Source organism: Streptomyces sp. NPDC020742, assembly GCF_040641675.1.
Taxonomy (GTDB): Bacteria; Actinomycetota; Actinomycetes; order Streptomycetales; family Streptomycetaceae; genus Streptomyces.
In genome coordinates this window covers 45,709-64,386 of record NZ_JBFAEA010000020.1, presented here as the reverse complement: position 1 = coordinate 64,386, position 18,678 = coordinate 45,709, and the positions used below count along the sequence as shown (strand labels likewise).

The following is an 18,678-nucleotide window of genomic DNA, read 5'->3' as shown; positions in this document are numbered from 1 at the left end:
CGGGTCGACGGCGCCCGCCCGGGAATCTCCGGGGCGGCTCGAACGTTGACACCACCGACAGTCCCCGTGGGGCCACCCGGCCCCGGTCAGGGCTTCCCAACGACACAAAGGATCAAATGACCTCCTCTTCTTCCCTTCCGCAGGACCGGCAGCGCCTCCCCGAGAGCCTTCGGGCCGACGCCCTGATGGAAGAGGACGTCGCCTGGAGCCACGAGATCGACGGGGAGCGCGACGGCGACCAGTACGACCGCTCGGCGCGGGCCGCGCTCCGCCGCGTCGCCGGCCTGTCCACCGAGCTCGAGGACGTCACCGAGGTCGAGTACCGGCAGCTCCGCCTGGAGCGCGTGGTGCTCGTCGGTGTCTGGACCACGGGCACGGTCCAGGAGGCGGAGAACTCCCTCGCCGAGCTCGCCGCCCTGGCCGAGACCGCCGGCGCCATGGTGCTCGACGGCGTCATCCAGCGCCGCGACAAGCCCGACCCGGCCACCTACATCGGCTCGGGCAAGGCGCTGGAGCTGCGGGACATCGTGCTCGAATCCGGTGCGGACACCGTGGTGTGCGACGGTGAGCTCTCCCCGGGCCAGCTGATCCACCTGGAGGACGTCGTCAAGGTCAAGGTGGTCGACCGGACCGCCCTGATCCTCGACATCTTCGCCCAGCACGCCAAGTCCCGGGAGGGCAAGGCGCAGGTCTCGCTGGCACAGATGCAGTACATGCTGCCCCGGCTCCGCGGCTGGGGTCAGTCGCTGTCCCGGCAGATGGGTGGCGGTGGCTCCGGTTCGGCGGGCGGCGGTATGGCCACCCGTGGTCCCGGTGAGACCAAGATCGAGACGGACCGGCGGCGGATCCGCGAGAAGATGGCGAAGATGCGCCGGGAGATCGCGGAGATGAAGACCGGGCGCGACATCAAGCGCCAGGAGCGCAAGCGCCACAAGGTTCCCTCGGTCGCCATCGCCGGCTACACCAACGCCGGCAAGTCCTCGCTGCTCAACCGCCTCACCGGCGCCGGTGTCCTGGTGGAGAACGCCCTGTTCGCCACCCTGGACCCGACCGTGCGGCGGGCCGAGACGCCCAGCGGACGGCTCTACACCCTCGCCGACACCGTCGGCTTCGTCCGGCACCTCCCGCACCACCTCGTCGAGGCGTTCCGCTCCACGATGGAGGAGGTCGGCGACTCCGACCTGATCCTCCATGTGGTCGACGGCTCGCACCCGGTGCCGGAGGAGCAGCTGGCCGCGGTCCGTGAGGTGATCCGCGACGTGGGCGCGACGGACGTGCCCGAGATCGTGGTTGTCAACAAGGCCGACGCGGCCGACCCGCTGGTGCTCCAGCGCCTGCTGCGCCAGGAGAAGCACGCCCTCGCGGTCTCGGCCCGTACCGGCCAGGGCATGGCGGAGCTGCTGGAGCTGCTCGACGAGGAGCTTCCCCGGCCGCAGGTCGAGATCGAGGTGCTGGTGCCCTACACCCAGGGCGCCCTGGTCTCGCGGGCGCACGCGGAGGGCGAGGTGATCTCCGAGGAGCACACCGGGGAGGGCACGTTCCTCAAGGCGCGGGTGCACCCGGAGCTGGCGGCCGAGTTCGAGCCGTTCGTGCCGGCGGCGTAGCGGCACCGGCGGCACACCCGCCCGTACGGCCAAGGCCCGCCCCCGGTGAACCGGGGGCGGGCCTTCGTCGTACGGCGGAGGTGGGCGGTGCCGCGACGGGGACCGCCCACCCTCAGCGGGCTACTGCTTGCTGGCCCACTTCTTGCTCATGTTCTCGAACATCGCCTTGGCCTCCGGGCCCAGGTGCGGGCCGGCCGACCAACGGGCCGGGCGCGGACCCATCGACATGTTGGAGACCAGCACCGGCTTGCCGTCGGTGCCCTTGATGAACCAGGGGCCACCGGAGGAGCCACCGGTCATGGTGCAGCCGATCCGGTACATGGTCGGCTTCTTGGCGTCCATCGACAGCCGGGTCGGCTTGTCGGTGCACTGCTGCTGGGCGGCACCGTCGAACGGCGCCTCGGCCGGGTAGCCCTGCGCGGTCAGGCTGGGGATCTTGGCCATCGCCGGGGCGTTGAAGTCGACCTCGTAGGCGCCACCGGCCATCTCTTCGAGGGACTTGCCACCGGTGCTCGACTCCGGCTTCACATGCATCAGCGCGAAGTCGTACGGGGCCATCGGGACGCCCGGAACGGCGCCGCCGTCCTTGATCCACTCCTGGGAGGTGGCCATGTCGTCCGCCCACCACTTACCGGACGGGACGCGCTCCTCGAACGGCTTGCTCTTCAACTGGGAGGCGGAACCGCCGGTCTTGTTGAAGTTCGGCACGAACATCATGTTGCGGTACCAGCCACCGCTCTTGCCGGCGTGCACGCAATGGGCCGCGGTCCACACGAGGTTGGACTTACCGGGGTGCGCCGGGTCCTTGACGACGGTGGCCGAGCAGCGGGACTCGCCCTCGGGGGTGCTGAACAGCAGCAGACCCACGCCGGGGGCGGTTGAGGTGTAGGGCGTCTTGACGGCCTGAGCGGGGACGGCGGCCGGCTCAGGGTCGGTCTTGCCCTGGTCCTCCGAGATGTCCTCGGGCTTGCTGGGGTCCTGCGGGGGCTTGACCTTGTCGATCTTGTCCGGGTTCCAGAAGTTCTTGATGATCGGGTTGATGAACTCCCCGGCTTCCCGGAGCCACTTGTCCCGGTCCCAGTTCTTCCACTCCCCGTTCTTCCACTTGTCCAGGTCGACGCCGTGCTCCTTGAGCTTGTCCTGGATGTCCTGGGGAATCTTGATCTCACCCCCACCCGAGGCATCAGCCGCGGACTGGCTGGGCTTGGCGTCCGCGTTGCCGCCCTCGGGCCCGCAGCCGGTTGCGGTCAGCGCCACGACGGCGGTGAGAGCGGCGGCGGCCAGAGCTGGCCGTCGTATGGATCGCATGGGTGGGTTCCCCCTGAGTAAGTCGGACCGAGCCGGTGTGGCTCGAGTGGAGCGCGCCGGAGCGAAGTTGTCATGAACCTCAAGATCCCGGCGCAGCACACCACTATGCCGGTGACGATGGGGACGGCGGTACTCGGGTCCCCGGTTCCCGGCCGACAAGGATCTTGCCCGCAGCCGTGATCCCGGGTCGCCGCCGTCGTTGGTACGGACGGGGGACGTCCGGGCTGCCCGCTGGGCCCGCGCGGTATCCAGCAGCTCACCAAGCAGGAGGACACAACTGCCGTGGCGTTGACCGACACCGTGCCGGCGGCCGCTCCGCCGGCCCACGAGGGGATCCTGCGCCGGCAGTCCCTGCGTGAGTCCGCTGCCCGCACCTACGCGCGTTCACTGCCCATCGTTCCGGTGCGGGCGCGCGGACTCACCATTGAGGGCGCCGACGGCCGGCGCTACCTCGACTGTCTCTCCGGGGCCGGGACGCTGGCGCTGGGCCACAACCACCCCGTGGTGCTCGAAGCGATCCGCGCGGTCCTCGACTCGGGCGCACCGCTGCACATCCTCGACCTGGCCACTCCCGTCAAGGACGCCTTCACCACCGAGCTGTTCGCGACGCTGCCAAGGGAATTGGCCGAAAAGGGCCGCATCCAATTCTGCGGCCCGGCCGGCACGGACGCCGTCGAGGCCGCCTTCAAACTCGTCCGTACGGCGACCGGACGGGACGGCCTGATGGCCTTCTCCGGCGCCTACCACGGCATGACCGCCGAGGCGCTGGCCGCCTCCGGGGGCGCCCGGCACACCAGCGTGGTCCGGCTTCCCTACCCCTTCGACTACCGTTGCCCCTTCGGCACGGGCGGGGAGCGCGGCGCCGAACTCGCCGCCCGCTGGACCCGGAGCCTGCTCGACGACGACAAGAGCGGGGTGCCCCGCCCGGCCGGGATGATCCTGGAGCCCGTCCAGGGGGAGGGCGGGGTGATCCCCGCGCCGGACGGCTGGTTGCGGCGGATGCGGGAGCTCACCGCCGACAGGGAGATCCCGCTGATCGTCGACGAGGTGCAGACCGGCGTCGGCCGTACCGGCACCTTCTGGGCCATCGAGCACAGCGGGATCGTGCCGGACGTCCTGGTGCTGTCGAAGGCGATCGGTGGCAGCCTGCCACTCGCGGTGATCGTCTACCGCGAGGAGCTCGACGCCTGGCAGCCCGGTGCGCACGCCGGCACCTTCCGCGGCAACCAACTCGCCATGGCCGCCGGCGCCGCCACCCTCGCCCACGTCCGCGCCAACGGCCTCGCCGAGCGCGCCGGTGAGCTCGGCGCCCGGATGCTCACCCGGCTCCGCGCCCTCGCCGCCGCCCACGACTGCATCGGCGACGTCCGTGGCCGGGGGCTGATGCTCGGCGTCGAACTCGTCGACCGGGACGCCGATGCGGACGCCACCGGCGCCCGCCCGGCCGACCCCCGCCTGGCCGCCGCCGTCCAGCAGGCCTGCCTGGACCGTGGCCTGATCGTCGAACTGGGCGGCCGGCACTCCGCCGTCGTCCGGCTGCTGCCACCCCTGACCATCACCGACGAACAGGCGGACGCCATCCTCGACCGCCTCGCCGACGCCATCACGGCGGCGGTCCGCACCACTCCCGGGCCGACGGGCTCGTCCCCCACGACACTGCGAGGCACCTCCCCATGAACGAACGCCCCGGCCGCGATGACGCCCAGCCCGGTGAGGTCGTCCCCGACCGTCCGCAGAGCGCCGCCACCATCGAGTCCGTACCCCGCCAGCAGCGGCGCGCCCCGGACGACGGCTGCCACCAGCAGACCCACGAGAGCCCGGCCCCCACCGCCCCGCCCGGCGCCGCCGGCCGCTACGACCGTGCCCGGCACGGGGACCACGACCCGCTCGACCACCCGGACCCGGCGGTCGCCGCCGACGCCGCCGGCATCGAGCACCTGCTGCGCTGCTGGCTGCGGGAGAACGGCACCTGGCGTCCGGCCGGCGGCCGGCTGCGCATCCCCCTACAGGCCGGGGCGGGCGCCCTGTACGTCCCCGTCCGCTACTGGTCGCCCACCGGCTGGCACCGCCTGGGCGCCCCCACCCTCGAGGACGCCCCGGCCGGCGCCGCCCCGCTCGATGCCGTCACCCTCGCCGCGCTGCTGCGCCGGGAGGCGGCGCACAGCGGCGACCGGCGGGCCTCGGACGGTGGCGAGCACCGGGTCGCGGACGTCGACGGACGGCCCGACCCGGACAGCGAGCCAGCGCTGACACCGGACGGCGCCGGTGCCGAACTCGTCGGCCGAGTGGCCGACTCCGTCCGTAACGTCGCCGTCTTCCTCGCCGACCGGCGCACCCGGCCCGCCGACGAGCACGCCGCCCTCTTCCTGGAGGCCGAGCAGTCCCTGCTCTTCGGCCATCCGCTGCACCCCACCCCCAAGAGCCGGGAGGGTCTCTCCGAGGCCGAGACCCGCGCCTACTCGCCCGAACTGCGTGGGGCCTTCCCGCTCCACTGGGCGGCCGTGCACCGCTCCGTCATCGCCACCGACTCGGCCTGGACCGAGCGGGGCAAGCCCGTACCGGCCGAGCGGCTCGCCGCGCGCCTCGCTGGGGAGGAACTCCAACTCCCCGCCGACGCCGTGCCGTTGCCGCTGCACCCGTGGCAGGCCAGGGAGCTGGCCGACCGCCCCGACATCGTCGCGCTGCGCGACGCCGGCCTGCTGTACGACCTGGGCCCGCACGGTCCCCGCTGGCACCCCACCTCCTCGGTCCGCACCGTCTACCGCCCCGGCGCGGACGCCATGCTGAAGCTCTCCCTCGGCCTGCGCATCACCAACTCCCGCCGGGAGAACCTCCGTAAGGAACTCGTCCGCGGGGTCGAGGTGCACCGACTGCTGCGCACCGGCCTCGGCGAGCAGTGGCAGACCGTCCACCCCCGCTTCGACATCGTCCGCGACCCGGCCTACCTCGCCGTCGACGGGCCCGACGGCGCACCGGTCCGGGGCCTGGACGTCGTCATCCGCCACAACCCCTTCACCACCACCGACGACGCCGTCTGCCTCGCCGGCCTGACCTCGCCCCGGCCCTGGCCCGGCCCTGCGGGGGTGCGCTCCCGCCTGGAAGTCCTCATCGGCACGCTCGCCACCCGCCACGGCCGCCCCTCGGGCGCGGTGGCCACCGAGTGGTTCCTGCGCTACCTCGAAGCGGTCGTGCGCCCCCTGCTGTGGCTGGACGGGACGGCCGGGGTCGCCCTGGAGGCGCACCAGCAGAACACCCTGGTCCTGCTCGACCCCGACGGCTGGCCGGCCGGCGGCCGCTACCGCGACAACCAGGGCTACTACTACCGCGCCTCCCGCCGCGCCGAACTGGAGCGGCGGCTGCCCGGCATCGGCGCGGCCAGCGACTCCTTCGTCGCCGACGACGTCATCGACGAACGCTTCGCCTACTACCTGGGGATCAACAACGTCCTCGGCCTCATCGGGGCGTTCGGTGCCCAGCGCCTGGTCCGCGAGGAGATCCTGCTCGCCGCCTTCCGCCGCTTCCTCGCCGATGCCGCCGCGGCGCCCCGCGCGCACCGCTCGCCGCTCCCCGAGCAGCTGCTCGCCGCCCGCACCTTGCGCTGCAAGGCCAACCTCGCCACCCGGCTGCACGGCCTGGACGAACTCGTCGGCCCGGTCGAGACCCAGTCCGTCTACGTCACCCTCCCCAACCCGCTCGCCCCGTAGGACGCCGTGGTGGCCCGCCGGGCCGGTCCGCACGGCACCTCCGCACCGCCCGGCACCCGCCCCGAGCCGTCCCCCGTTCGTGCACCTGACCCCCGTCCCGCGTCCGATCCCCGTCCCGATTCCTGTCCCGGTCCCTGTCCCAGGTTTCCGCCCACCGACCCCGGCGCCGACGCCCCGCGACCCACCAGGCCACGCGGCATGCGGCCATGAGAGGAGAGCGTCGCCGTGCCACCCACCGACTCCGACCTCAGCTCCGGCCCCCCATCCGGCACCCTCGACCACGCGCTCCCCGGCACGTACGGAGCCGTCCCGGCCGGCGGTCCGGCCCCCGGTCCGCCGCTGGGCGACCCGGCGGACTGGGGCAGGGCCGACACCCCTGCCGGACCGTTCGGACTGGTCCCCGTCCGGCCGGAGCGCGACCTGGACCGGATCACCGGCTGGATGAACGATCCGGCCGTGGCGGCCTTCTGGGAGCTGGCCGGCCCGCCGGAGACCACCGCGGCTCATCTGCGCACCCAGCTCGACGGCGACGGCCGCAGCGTGCCGTGCCTCGGAGTGCTGGCCGGCGTGCCCATGAGCTACTGGGAGATCTACCGCGCCGACCTGGATCCCCTCGCCCGCCACTACCCGGCGCGGCCCCAGGACACCGGGATCCACCTCCTCATCGGGCGGGGCGCCGACCGCGGGCACGGCCTGGGAAGCGCCCTGCTGCGGGCCACCGCCGATCTCGTGCTCGATCACCGCCCGGACTGCGCACGGGTCCTGGCCGAGCCCGATCTGCGCAACACCGCCTCCGTCGCGGCCTTCCTGACCGCGGGGTTCCGCTTCGTCGACGAGCTGGAACTGCCCGGAAAGCGCGCGGCGTTGATGGTCCGCGACCGCGCCCACCGTCATCTGCTCTGACCCCGGGGCCGTCCGTCGACGGCCCCGCCCCGGTCCGCCGCCCACCCTGCCGTCCCGGTTGTCCCCCTTATGTGCCGGGGCGGTCCCGTTGCGAGGAGTCCCACCGTGCCCTCTGCGTACCCTGCATCCCAGCCTTCGCACCGCGCCTGGCAGCACGCCGCGCGCCGCCTTTTCGCCAAGATCCTTGCGGAGTTCGCGTACGAGGAAGTCCTCACCCCCGAGCCCGACGGCACCGCCCCCGACGGCACCCCGCAGTACCGCCTGCCGGTCAGCGACGCACTGGTCTACCGCTTCCGCGCCCGCCGCGGCGCCTACGGGCACTGGCGCGTCGATCCCCGCTCCCTCACCCCCGACGCCGACCCCTTCGTCTTCCTCACCCACGCCCACGACACCGTCCTGGGCCTGTCCGGCGACACCACCGGCCACCTCATCCGCGAGCTGACCGCCACCCTCGCCGCCGACACCCGCCTCGACGCCACTGCCCTGAGCTCCGCCGAACTCGCCGACCTGGACTACGCCTCCCTCGAAGGCCACCAGACCGGCCACCCCTGGCTCGTCGCGAACAAGGGGCGGCTCGGCTTCTCCGCCGGCGACGCCGCCACCTGGGCCCCCGAGGCCCGCACCCCCCAGCGCCTGCCCTGGCTCGCCGCACACCACCGCATCGCCCACTACCGCGGTATCCCCACCTTGGCCACCCCCGACCGTCTCTACGGCGAGGAGCTGGCCCCCGCCACCCGTCACACCTTCGCCCGCACCATCGCCGACGCGGGCCGCGACCCCGCCGACTACCTCTATCTGCCCGTGCACCCCTGGCAGTGGGACGAGACCATCGCCCCGCTCTTCGCCCCGCAACTCGCGGACGGATCCATCATCGCGCTGCCCACTGACAACGACCTCCGCCTGCCGCAGCAGTCGATCCGGACCTTCCTCAACGTCAGCCGGCCCCGGGCGCGCACGGTCAAGCTGCCGCTGTCCATCCTCAACACCCTGGTGTGGCGGGGACTGCCCACCGAGCGCACCCTCGCGGCACCGAGCGTCACCCGCTGGGTCCACGGCCTGCGCGACGCCGACCCCTACCTGCGCGACGAGACCCGGGTGATCCTGCTCGGCGAGACCGCCTCGGTCACCGTCGAGCACCCGCTCTACGACCGGCTGCCCGGCGTCCCCTACCAGTTCAAGGAGCTCCTGGGCTGTATCTGGCGCGAGCCGCTGACCGGCCGGCTCGACCCCGGGGAGCGCGCCCGTACGCTCGCCGCGCTGCTGCAGACCGACCCCCGGGGGCGCGCGCTGACCGCGGAGCTGGTGCACCGCTCGGGACTGGCCCCGCGGGACTGGCTCGCCCGGCTCTTCGCCGCCCTGCTGCCGCCGCTGCTGCACTTCCTCTACCAGTACGGCACGGTCTTCTCCCCGCACGGCGAGAACGCCATCGTGGTCTTCGACGAGCACGACGTGCCCACCCGGCTCGCGGTCAAGGACTTCGTCGACGACGTCAACACCAGCTCCTTGCCGCTGCCCGAGCACGACGCGATGCCGGACGACGTCCGCGCGGTGCTGCTGACCGAACCGCCCGCCTTCCTCACCCAGTTCATCCACTCCGGCCTGTTCGTCGGCGTGTTCCGCTACCTCGCGCCGCTGTGCGCGGACCAACTGGACGTACCCGAGGCGGAGTTCTGGTCACTCGTACGGGCGGAGATCCTGCGCCACCACGAGCGGTTCCCCGGCCTGAAGGACCGGTACGAGACCTTCGACCTGCTCACCCCGCGGATCGAGCGGCTCTGCCTGAACCGTAACCGTCTGCATGTGGACGGCTACCGCGACCGCCGCGAGCGCCCGCACGCCGTGGTGCACGGCACCGTCCCCAACCCCCTGCACGCGCCGTGACGGGAGCGGCTGTCAGTGGTCCCGCGTAGGCTTGCAGCGCTATGACGAAGCCCTCCCTCCCCGAACTGCTGCATGCCGCCGTCACCGCTGTTGGCGGCACCGAGCGCCCCGGTCAGGTGGCGATGGCCGAGGCCGTCGCCGAGGCCGTGGACGAGAACTCCCACCTCCTCGTCCAGGCCGGCACCGGCACCGGAAAGTCCCTCGGCTATCTGGTGCCGGCGCTCGCCCACGGCGAGCGCGTGGTGGTGGCCACGGCCACCCTGGCGCTGCAGCGGCAGCTGGTGGAGCGCGACCTGCCGCGCACGGTCGACGCGCTGCACCCGTTGCTGCGCCGCCGCCCGGAGTTCGCCATGCTCAAGGGCCGTTCGAACTACCTGTGCCTGCACCGCCTCCATGAGGGCGTCCCGCAGGAAGAGGAGGACGGCCTCTTCGACGTCTTCGAGCAGGCGACCCCGACCAGCAAGCTCGGCAAGGACCTGCTGCGGCTGCGGGACTGGGCGGACGAGACCGAGACCGGTGACCGCGACGCCCTGACTCCCGGTGTCTCCGACCGCGCCTGGGGGCAGGTCTCGGTCTCCTCCCGAGAGTGCCTGGGCGCCTCGAAGTGCGCCTACGGGGCGGAGTGCTTCGCCGAGGCCGCCAGGGAGCGGGCCAAGCTCGCCGATGTCGTCATCACCAACCACGCGCTGCTGGCCATCGACGCGATCGAGGGGGCGCCCGTGCTCCCGCAGCACGAGGTCCTGATCATCGATGAGGCCCATGAGCTGGTCTCCCGGGTCACCGGCGTCGCCACCGGGGAGCTCACCCCCGGGCAGGTCAACCGCGCGGTGCGCCGGGCCGCGAAGCTCGTCAATGAAAAGGCCGCCGACCAGTTGCAGACCGCCGCCGAGACCTTCGAGCGGCTGATGGAGCTGGCGCTGCCCGGGCGTCTCGAAGAGATCCCGGAGGACCTCGGCTACTGCCTGATGGCGCTGCGGGACGCCGCCCGTATGGTGATCTCCGCGCTCGGCTCGACCCGCGACAAGTCGGTCCAGGATGAGGACGCGGTCCGCAAGCAGGCCCTCGCCTCGGTCGAGAACGTCCATGACGTCGCCGAGCGCATCGCCAACGGCTCCGAGTACGACGTGGTCTGGTACGAACGCCACGACCGCTTCGGTGCGTCCCTCCGGGTCGCCCCGCTGTCGGTCTCCGGCCTGCTGCGCGAGAAGCTCTTCGAGGACCGCTCCGTCACCCTCACCTCCGCCACCCTCAAACTGGGCGGTGACTTCAACGGGGTCGCGGCCTCCCTGGGGCTGGCCCCCGAGGGCACCGAGGGCGAGGACGTACCGCCGTGGAAGGGCCTCGATGTCGGCTCCCCCTTCGACTATGCGAAGCAGGGCATCCTCTACGTCGCCAAGCACCTCGCCCAGCCGGGGCGGGAGGGCAGCCGCGGGGACATGCTCGACGAGCTCGCCGAGCTGATCGAGGCCGCCGGCGGTCGTACGCTCGGCCTGTTCTCCTCGATGCGTGCCGCCCAGGCCGCCGCCGAGGAGCTGCGCGGACGGTTGGACATGCCGATCCTGCTCCAGGGTGAGGAGACCCTGGGCGAGCTGATCCGCACCTTCGCCGCCGATGCCCGGACCTGCCTGTTCGGCACGCTGTCCCTGTGGCAGGGCGTGGACGTACCGGGCGCGAACTGCCAGTTGGTGGTGATGGACCGGGTGCCGTTCCCGCGCCCGGACGACCCGCTGATGAGCGCCCGCCAGAAGGCCGTGGAGGAGGCCGGCGGCAATGGCTTCATGGCCGTGGCGGCGACCCATGCGGCGCTGCTGATGGCGCAGGGCGCCGGCCGTCTGGTCCGCGCCACCGGCGACCGCGGCGTGGTCGCCGTGCTGGATCCCCGGGTGGAGCGGGCGCGCTACGGCTCGTTCCTGCGCAGGTCGATGCCGGACTTCTGGTACACCACCGACCGCAACCAGGTCCGCCGCTCGCTGGCCGCCATCGACGCGGCGGCGAAGGCGGCGGAGCAGTAGGGGGGCGCGGGTCCGGGGGCCCGTACACACAGCAGGGCCCCGGGACCGGCGCAGTGGTCCCGGAGCCCGGTCGTGAGGCGCGGGTCAGACGCGTCGCAGCACCGCCACCACCTTGCCGAGGATGGTCGCCTCGTCACCGGGGATCGGCTGGTACGCGGAGTTGTGCGGCAGCAGCCAGACATGTCCGTCCTCGCGCTTGAAACGCTTGACGGTGGCCTCGCCGTCGAGCATGGCGGCGACGATGTCGCCGTTCTCGGCGACCGGCTGGCGGCGGACCGTGACCCAGTCGCCGTCGCAGATGGCGGCCTCGATCATGGAGTCGCCGACGACCTTCAGCACGAACAGCTCACCGTCGCCGACGAGCTGGCGGGGGAGCGGGAAGACATCCTCGACCGACTCCTCCGCGAGGATCGGTCCACCGGCGGCGATCCGGCCCACCAGCGGGACGTACGACGCGGCCGGCTTGCCGGCGGTCTCCGTCGCCGCGGTCGCCGCCTGGTCGGAGCCCCGGACCTCGTACGCCCGGGGGCGGTGCGGGTCGCGGCGCAGGAAGCCCTTGCGCTCCAGGGCCATCAGCTGGTGGGCGACGGAGGAGGTGCTGGAGAGCCCGACGGCCTGGCCGATCTCCCGCATGGACGGCGGGTACCCGCGCCGCTGCACCGAATCCCGGATCACCTCGATCACCCGGCGCTGGCGGTCCGTGAGCCCCGAGCTGTCGGCCCGGATCCCTGGTGGCCGGCCGGGCAACGAGCGGGCAGGCTTCTGCTGTTCGGAGTCCAACGTGGCGTCGTCCATCGCCGGCCGCGGTGCCTTTTGCGGATGCTCGAATCGGCCCTGGGAGTGGCTTTGTGCGGTGATGGTCGCGCTGTCTGCGGTGGTGGTCACGTCGGCCCCTCTCGGAATGTTCTCCCTAATTAGCCAACGGTAGTTGCTTTCGAAAGGTTGCGCCAAACACACGTTCGAGTGAAAAATTCACGGATTGCCTGACCTGATCAAGCTGCTGGTGTATGGCCGACGGGTGTTCGGGTGTGCCGCCCCGCATCCCAGCCACCTTCCGGGGGTCGTTCCCGGCCGTCCGTCCGAGCCCTCCGGTCGGCCCCAGGGCCCGTTTCGGGGTCCGATCCCGGGGTCGGCTTCCGGGTCCGGTCCGCCGGCGGACGGAGTGGTTCCGTTCGGTCCGCTGTGACGTGCTCGATTCTGTCATCCCCGCCCCGCCGCACCTCCCGCCGGGTGGCTTCCCGTACTCTCATGGGCGACCCCACGGCCCGCCTCCACCGCGACACGCGGTAGGCGGTTGTAAGCAGGCCGACACCACATCTAGTGGTTCAATGCGTTCGGCCGCCCACAAGTTGTGGTGCTGGTGCTTCAGGGGTCATGGGATCGCCTATGCTTGTGGCTGCTCCGAAGGGTCCTGAGCGGGCCTGGCGGGGTTATTCGTCGTACGTCGGGATCGATGGCGTACGTACGTCCGTATATCGAGGGTGAGGAGGGTGGAGCCATGCACTGCCCCTTCTGCAGGCACCCAGACAGCCGGGTCGTCGACAGCCGGACCACCGATGACGGGACGGCGATCCGTCGGCGCCGCCAGTGCCCCGACTGCTCCCGCCGTTTCACGACGATCGAGACGGCGTCGCTGATGGTGATCAAGCGGAGCGGGGTCACCGAGCCGTTCAGTCGCAACAAGGTCATCGCGGGGGTGCGCAAGGCGTGCCAGGGGCGCCCGGTCACCGAGGACGCGCTCGCCAAGCTCGGCCAGCGGGTCGAGGAGGCGGTGCGCGCCACCGGTAGCGCGGAGCTGTCCACCCATGACGTGGGGCTGGCCATACTGGGCCCACTGCAGGAACTCGACCTCGTCGCGTACCTGCGCTTCGCATCCGTTTACCGGGCATTCGATTCGCTCGACGACTTCGAGGCGGCCATCGCCGAGCTGCGGGAGCAGCGCGCGCAGCGGCCGCCCGAGCAGGAGTGCGGGACCGACGGGGAGGCCGGCGACCCGGCCGTTCCGGTGCCCGCCACCGCCGCCGACTGAGCTCGGCGCGCATCCAGGACCTGTACCGGGGCGAGAGCAGGGCGCCCCGGTAGCAGAAAGACAAACACCGTGCCACGGAATGAGTGCGCACATATGGGCGTTTGCCCGTATACAGGGAGGCGGAATGACAGAGACGACGAGCGGCCCGGCACGAGGCTCCCGCGCCAAGGGCAGCAAGGTGAGCAAGGGTCTGCGTATCGAGCGCATCCACACCACGCCCGGCGTGCACCCGTACGACGAGGTGGAGTGGGCGAGCCGTGACGTCGTCATGACCAACTGGCGCGACGGCTCGGTCAACTTCGAGCAGCGTGGCGTCGAGTTCCCCGAGTTCTGGTCGGTGAACGCGGTCAACATCGTCACGAGCAAGTACTTCCGCGGTGCGGTGGGTTCTCCCACCCGCGAGTCGAGCCTGAAGCAGCTGATCGACCGCGTGGTGAAGACGTACCGCAAGAGCGGTGAGGAGAACGGCTACTTCGCCTCTCCGGCGGACGCCGAGATCTTCGAGCACGAGCTGGCGTACGCCCTGCTGCACCAGGTGTTCAGCTTCAACTCGCCGGTGTGGTTCAACGTCGGCACCCAGCAGCCGCAGCAGGTCAGCGCCTGCTTCATCCTCTCCGTGGACGACTCCATGGAGTCGATCCTGGAGTGGTACAAGGAAGAGGGGATGATCTTCAAGGGCGGCTCCGGTGCCGGCCTGAACCTCTCCCGCATCCGCTCCTCCAAGGAGCTGCTCTCCTCCGGCGGCAACGCCTCCGGTCCGGTCTCGTTCATGCGTGGCGCCGACGCGTCCGCCGGAACGATCAAGTCGGGCGGCGCCACCCGCCGTGCGGCCAAGATGGTCGTCCTGGACGTCGACCACCCGGACGTCGAGGCCTTCATCGAGACCAAGGTGAAGGAGGAGGAGAAGATCCGCGCGCTGCGCGACGCGGGCTTCGACATGGACCTGGGCGGCGACGACATCACGTCCGTCCAGTACCAGAACGCCAACAACTCGGTCCGGGTGAACGACGAGTTCATGAAGGCCGTCGAGGCCGGCGCCCAGTTCGGCCTGCGCGGCCGGCTGAACGGCGAGGTCATCGAGGAGGTCGACGCCAAGGGCCTGTTCCGCAAGATGGCGGAGGCCGCCTGGGCGTGCGCCGACCCCGGCATCCAGTACGACGACACCATCAACCACTGGCACACCTCGCCGGAGACGGGCCGGATCACCGCGTCCAACCCGTGCAGCGAGTACATGCACCTGGACAACTCCTCGTGCAACCTCGCCTCGCTCAACCTCCTGAAGTTCCTGCGCGACGACGACCTGGGCAACCAGTCTTTCGACGCGGCGCGCTTCGCCAAGGTCGTCGAGCTGGTCATCACCGCGATGGACATCTCCATCTGCTTCGCCGACTTCCCCACCCAGAAGATCGGCGAGACCACCCGCGCCTACCGCCAGCTGGGCATCGGCTACGCCAACCTCGGCGCCCTGCTGATGGCCACCGGCCACGCCTACGACTCCGACGGCGGCCGCGCGCTGGCCGGTGCCATCACCTCCCTGATGACCGGCACCTCCTACAAGCGCTCCGCCGAGCTGGCCGCGGTCGTCGGCGCGTACGACGGCTACGCCCGGAACGCCGACGCCCACAAGCGCGTCATGAAGCAGCACTCCGACGCCAACGGCACCGCGGTGCGGATGGACGACCTGGACACCCCGGTGTGGGCCGCGGCCACCGAGGCCTGGCAGGACGTGCTGCGCCTCGGCGAGAAGAACGGCTTCCGCAACGCCCAGGCCTCCGTGCTGGCCCCGACCGGCACCATCGGCCTGATGATGGACTGCGACACCACGGGCGTCGAGCCGGACCTGGCGCTGGTCAAGTTCAAGAAGCTGGTCGGCGGCGGCTCCATGCAGATCGTGAACAACACGGTCCCCAAGGCGCTCAAGCGGCTCGGCTACCAGCCCGAGCAGGTCGAGGCGATCGTCGCGCACATCGCCGACCACGGCAATGTCGTCAACGCCCCCGGCCTGAAGCCCGAGCACTACGAGGTGTTCGACTGCGCCATGGGCGAGCGCGCCATCTCCCCGATGGGCCACGTCCGGATGATGGCCGCCGCGCAGCCGTTCCTCTCCGGTGCCATCTCCAAGACGGTCAACGTCCCGGAGTCGGCCACCGTCGAGGAGATCGAGGACGTCTACTTCCAGGGCTGGAAGCTCGGCCTGAAGGCACTGGCGATCTACCGCGACAACTGCAAGGTCGGCCAGCCGCTCTCCGCCAAGAAGAAGGAGGAGGAGAAGGCCGAGGTCGAGCCGGTCGCCGAGAAGAAGGTCGTCGAGTACCGCCCGGTCCGCAAGCGCCTCCCGAAGGGTCGTCCCGGCATCACCACCTCCTTCACGGTCGGCGGCGCCGAGGGCTACATGACCGCCAACTCCTACCCGGACGACGGTCTCGGTGAGGTCTTCCTGAAGATGTCCAAGCAGGGCTCGACCCTCGCGGGCATGATGGACGCCTTCTCCATCGCGGTGTCGGTGGGCCTGCAGTACGGCGTCCCGCTGGAGACCTACGTCTCGAAGTTCACCAACATGCGCTTCGAGCCGGCGGGTATGACCGACGACCCGGACGTGCGGATGGCGCAGTCGATCGTCGACTACATCTTCCGCCGCCTGGCGCTGGACTTCCTGCCGTTCGAGACCCGCTCGGCCCTCGGCATCCACTCCGTCGAGGAGCGCCAGCGCCACCTGGAGACCGGTTCGTACGAGCCGACCGAGGACGAGGTCGACGTCGAGGGCCTGGCCCAGTCGGCGCCGCGCCAGACGGAGTCCGTGCAGGACCCCGCCCCGGCCGCGAAGGCCGTCGGCGAGACCGCTGCCCCGGCCGCCAAGCAGGCGCACACCAACGCCGAACTCGTCGAGATGCAGCTGGGCATCAACGCCGATGCGCCGCTGTGCTTCTCCTGCGGGACGAAGATGCAGCGGGCCGGCAGCTGCTACCTCTGCGAGGGCTGCGGCTCGACCAGCGGCTGCAGCTGAGTCCGGTGGAAGGCTGAGCCCGGTCGAACCCGCCGGACGCCCCGTCCGGCGGGTTCGCCGAGTTCCTGACCGAGGGGTGCACGGGGAGGCTTTCCCCGCACACCCGGGCCGTCCGCCCCAGTGGCGGTGGCTCATCGGCCCGTGAAGGGGGCCGGCCTGGTGCCGGCCCCCTTCGCCGTGTCCGGGAGCGCCGGGCCCCTGCGGGTTCCCCCGCCCTCAGGGCGCGGCCGGGTGAGCATGTAGAGGAGCGCGGCGGCCAGTTGGGCGGCAGCGATGGCGAGCAGTAGCAGGGGCGGCGGAAGGGCGGCGGCCACGCCGACGAGGGTGGCTCCGCAGGATGCCGCGGTGATCTTCAGGCCCGCCCCCAGGGTGAAGACCTGCGTCCGGACGTCCGGTCGGGCGTGGCCGGCCCGGATGCGGAAGGTCGCCGTCAGCAACGGACCGTCGAAGCCGCCCGCGACGACGAACAGGGCTGCGCCGGCGGCCGGCGCGGGGATGAGCGCGGCCGCGCCCAGCGCGAGACCGGTGCCGCACAGGGAGAGCGCGGCGAGGCGCTGGTCCGAGAGGGGCGGCCGCCACCGTGCCACCGCCAGGGAGCCGAGGAGCGCGCCGACGGCGAACGCGGTCATCAGCGCACCGCCCGCACCGGGGTGCCCACGGTGGGCGGTGAGCAGGACGGCGGTGGTGGTGAGGCCGCCGATGCCGATGAAGGCCAGGCAGCCGGCCGCGGTGATCGCGCGCAGTTCCCGGGTGCGCCAGACGGCCGTCAGGCCCGCGGCCAGGTCGGCGCGCAGCGTGGTGGCCGGGGCGGCGTCCGCGAGACCTCGAGGCCGTTCGTACGGGAGCCCGGCGGCCAGCGCCACGGCCAGGGCGGCGACCCCGCCGAGGAGCAGCAGGGCGGCACCGGGCGACGCTAGCGCGGCGCCGGCGCCGGCCACCGCGGGACCGGCCACCGACGCGGCGTTGTAGACCGCCGCATCCAGCGCGTACGCCCGGTCCCGCGGGGGGCCGTCCGGCAGCAGGACGGCGACCAGGCCGGACAGCCCGCCGGAGACGACCGGCCCGCAGCAGCCACCGGCCGCGGCGACGGCGAGGGTGAGCGGCGTGGGTGCCCGCCCCAGGAGCACGGAGAGCGCCACGATGGATCCGGCGAACCCGCCCAGCGCCCCGAGGTGTCCCAGCCGGGGGTGGCGCATCCGGGTGGCGAGCGCACCCACCAGGGGCGCGGCCACGACATGGGGCGCCATCCAGGCCGTGAGCACGAACGCGCCCTGGGCGGCGCTTCCGGCACGCTGCACCGCCAGCAGTGCCACCGCCACGGCCATGCCCTCCTCCGCAAGGCGGGCGCAGAAGGCGGTGGCCAGATAGCGCCGTAATCCCGACCGCGGTCCAGCGGGGGCGGGGCACGGTGGCATGTGCATCTCCAGGGGTACGGTCCGGGCTTCCTGTGTGCCGGTCGGCGAGCTCCATGGAGGAACACCAGGAGGCCGGCCGCGTGTAACGCCTTTCTTTTATAAGGCGTTACCCTGCCGACGGGAAGAGCGGAACCGTGCAAGGCGCGGAACCACGGAACGGCGACATCGAGTGCGAGGGACGGGCGGGCCGTGCAGGGTGAGACGGGAGTGTCGCGGCAGGGCTTCCGGCCGGCCGAGCGGCTGATCGATCTGGCCAATGCGGTGCGCGCGGACCCGGAACTCTCCCGGCGCGCGCTGGTGGAGCTGCTGGCGCGGCACGGGGAGAGGGCGGACGACCTCACCGAGCGGGCGTTCTCCGTGCGTGACGCAACGGAGCTGAGGGCTGCGGTCACCCGGCTGACCGGCGTGCTCACCGAGACCGACACCGACCGGGCGGCACACGCCCTCAACGACGTGCTGGCCGAGTGCGGGGCGCGGCCACGCCTCTCCCGGCACGGTGGGCACCCCTGGCACCTGCATGTCGACCGGGGGGACGAGGCGGGCTGGGCCGAGTGGTTCCTGGCCTCAAGTGCCCTGGCCCTGGCGGAGATCCTCACCGCCTACGGGCGGCTGCCCTGGGGGGCGTGTGCATCCTCCCGGTGCGGCAGGCTCTACCTGGGCACCGGGCCGGGGAGCGCCCGCCGGTACTGCTCGACGGCGTGTGCTTCGCGGGAACGGGTGGCGGCGCACCGCCGCCGGCGACGGGAGGGCGGTCCGGGCTGAGGTGCCGGAGGCGCGGGAGGGGCGAGGGCTCGTCCGGCGTACGCCGACGACTGAGG

The 18,678-nt window shown here is 72.1% G+C and carries 12 protein-coding genes; 9 read left to right on the top strand and 3 right to left on the bottom strand.

Annotated features, from left to right (window positions below):
* Positions 1–116 precede the first annotated feature (116 nt).
* Positions 117–1,604, top strand: a complete 1,488-nt coding sequence (hflX, locus tag AB0G84_RS27660) for a GTPase HflX (protein WP_361326289.1) — start codon at positions 117–119, stop codon at positions 1,602–1,604.
* A gap of 120 nt (positions 1,605–1,724) precedes the next feature.
* On the opposite strand, the gene AB0G84_RS27655 is transcribed toward hflX, so the two are convergent.
* A complete protein-coding gene (locus AB0G84_RS27655) occupies positions 1,725–2,912 on the bottom strand; it encodes a hypothetical protein (protein WP_361326286.1) in 1,188 nt (395 codons plus the stop codon).
* Between the two features lie 282 nt (positions 2,913–3,194).
* Here AB0G84_RS27655 and AB0G84_RS27650 point away from each other — a divergent pair, with 282 nt between their 5' ends.
* From AB0G84_RS27650 to AB0G84_RS27630, 5 genes are all read left to right on the top strand, one after another.
* Positions 3,195–4,589 (top strand): diaminobutyrate--2-oxoglutarate transaminase family protein, encoded by a 1,395-nt coding sequence (locus AB0G84_RS27650; RefSeq protein WP_361326283.1) that lies wholly within the window; start codon positions 3,195–3,197, stop codon positions 4,587–4,589.
* Positions 4,586–6,616 (top strand): IucA/IucC family protein, encoded by a 2,031-nt coding sequence (locus AB0G84_RS27645; protein ID WP_361326280.1) that lies wholly within the window; start codon positions 4,586–4,588, stop codon positions 6,614–6,616. Before AB0G84_RS27650 ends, AB0G84_RS27645 begins: the two co-directional genes overlap by 4 nt.
* A 225-nt stretch (positions 6,617–6,841) precedes the next feature.
* A complete protein-coding gene (locus AB0G84_RS27640; protein WP_361326278.1) occupies positions 6,842–7,519 on the top strand; it encodes a GNAT family N-acetyltransferase in 678 nt (225 codons plus the stop codon).
* A 69-nt stretch (positions 7,520–7,588) separates the two neighbouring features.
* Positions 7,589–9,400, top strand: coding sequence for an IucA/IucC family siderophore biosynthesis protein (locus tag AB0G84_RS27635; protein WP_361326275.1), 1,812 nt, complete (start codon positions 7,589–7,591; stop codon positions 9,398–9,400).
* Between the two features lie 41 nt (positions 9,401–9,441).
* Positions 9,442–11,412 (top strand): ATP-dependent DNA helicase, encoded by a 1,971-nt coding sequence (locus AB0G84_RS27630; RefSeq protein ID WP_361326272.1) that lies wholly within the window; start codon positions 9,442–9,444, stop codon positions 11,410–11,412.
* An 84-nt stretch (positions 11,413–11,496) separates the two neighbouring features.
* On the opposite strand, the gene lexA is transcribed toward AB0G84_RS27630, so the two are convergent.
* Complete coding sequence (gene lexA, locus AB0G84_RS27625) at positions 11,497–12,297, bottom strand: transcriptional repressor LexA (RefSeq protein ID WP_361326269.1); 801 nt, start codon at positions 12,295–12,297, stop codon at positions 11,497–11,499.
* A 613-nt stretch (positions 12,298–12,910) separates the two neighbouring features.
* On the opposite strand from lexA, the gene nrdR reads away from it, so the two are divergent.
* Both nrdR and AB0G84_RS27615 read left to right on the top strand, forming a co-directional pair.
* The gene (nrdR, locus tag AB0G84_RS27620; RefSeq protein ID WP_361326266.1) at positions 12,911–13,441 is read left to right on the top strand and encodes a transcriptional regulator NrdR; all 531 of its coding nucleotides are present in this window, start codon (positions 12,911–12,913) and stop codon (positions 13,439–13,441) included.
* A gap of 124 nt (positions 13,442–13,565) precedes the next feature.
* Positions 13,566–16,445 (top strand): vitamin B12-dependent ribonucleotide reductase, encoded by a 2,880-nt coding sequence (locus AB0G84_RS27615; RefSeq protein ID WP_361326263.1) that lies wholly within the window; start codon positions 13,566–13,568, stop codon positions 16,443–16,445.
* Between the two features lie 131 nt (positions 16,446–16,576).
* Here the strand turns inward: AB0G84_RS27615 and AB0G84_RS27610 are convergent, their stop codons facing one another.
* On the bottom strand, positions 16,577–17,860 hold the full coding sequence (locus AB0G84_RS27610; RefSeq protein WP_361326260.1) for an MFS transporter: 1,284 nt from the start codon (positions 17,858–17,860) through the stop codon (positions 16,577–16,579).
* A 207-nt stretch (positions 17,861–18,067) separates the two neighbouring features.
* Between AB0G84_RS27610 and AB0G84_RS27605 the strand changes: the two genes are divergently transcribed.
* The gene (locus AB0G84_RS27605; RefSeq protein ID WP_361326257.1) at positions 18,068–18,622 is read left to right on the top strand and encodes a CGNR zinc finger domain-containing protein; all 555 of its coding nucleotides are present in this window, start codon (positions 18,068–18,070) and stop codon (positions 18,620–18,622) included.
* The last annotated feature ends 56 nt before the right edge of the window (positions 18,623–18,678 follow it).

Bases quoted from the DNA above. Each gene is read 5' to 3' on its own strand.
- hflX (WP_361326289.1), top strand. From the start codon at position 117: ATGACCTCCTCTTCTTCCCTTCCGCAGGACCGGCAGCGCCTCCCCGAG.
- AB0G84_RS27655 (WP_361326286.1), bottom strand. From the start codon at position 2,912: ATGCGATCCATACGACGGCCAGCTCTGGCCGCCGCCGCTCTCACCGCC.
- AB0G84_RS27645 (WP_361326280.1), top strand. From the start codon at position 4,586: ATGAACGAACGCCCCGGCCGCGATGACGCCCAGCCCGGTGAGGTCGTC.
- AB0G84_RS27635 (WP_361326275.1), top strand. From the start codon at position 7,589: ATGTGCCGGGGCGGTCCCGTTGCGAGGAGTCCCACCGTGCCCTCTGCG.
- AB0G84_RS27630 (WP_361326272.1), top strand. From the start codon at position 9,442: ATGACGAAGCCCTCCCTCCCCGAACTGCTGCATGCCGCCGTCACCGCT.
- nrdR (WP_361326266.1), top strand. From the start codon at position 12,911: ATGCACTGCCCCTTCTGCAGGCACCCAGACAGCCGGGTCGTCGACAGC.
- AB0G84_RS27615 (WP_361326263.1), top strand. From the start codon at position 13,566: ATGACAGAGACGACGAGCGGCCCGGCACGAGGCTCCCGCGCCAAGGGC.
- AB0G84_RS27610 (WP_361326260.1), bottom strand. From the start codon at position 17,860: ATGCCACCGTGCCCCGCCCCCGCTGGACCGCGGTCGGGATTACGGCGC.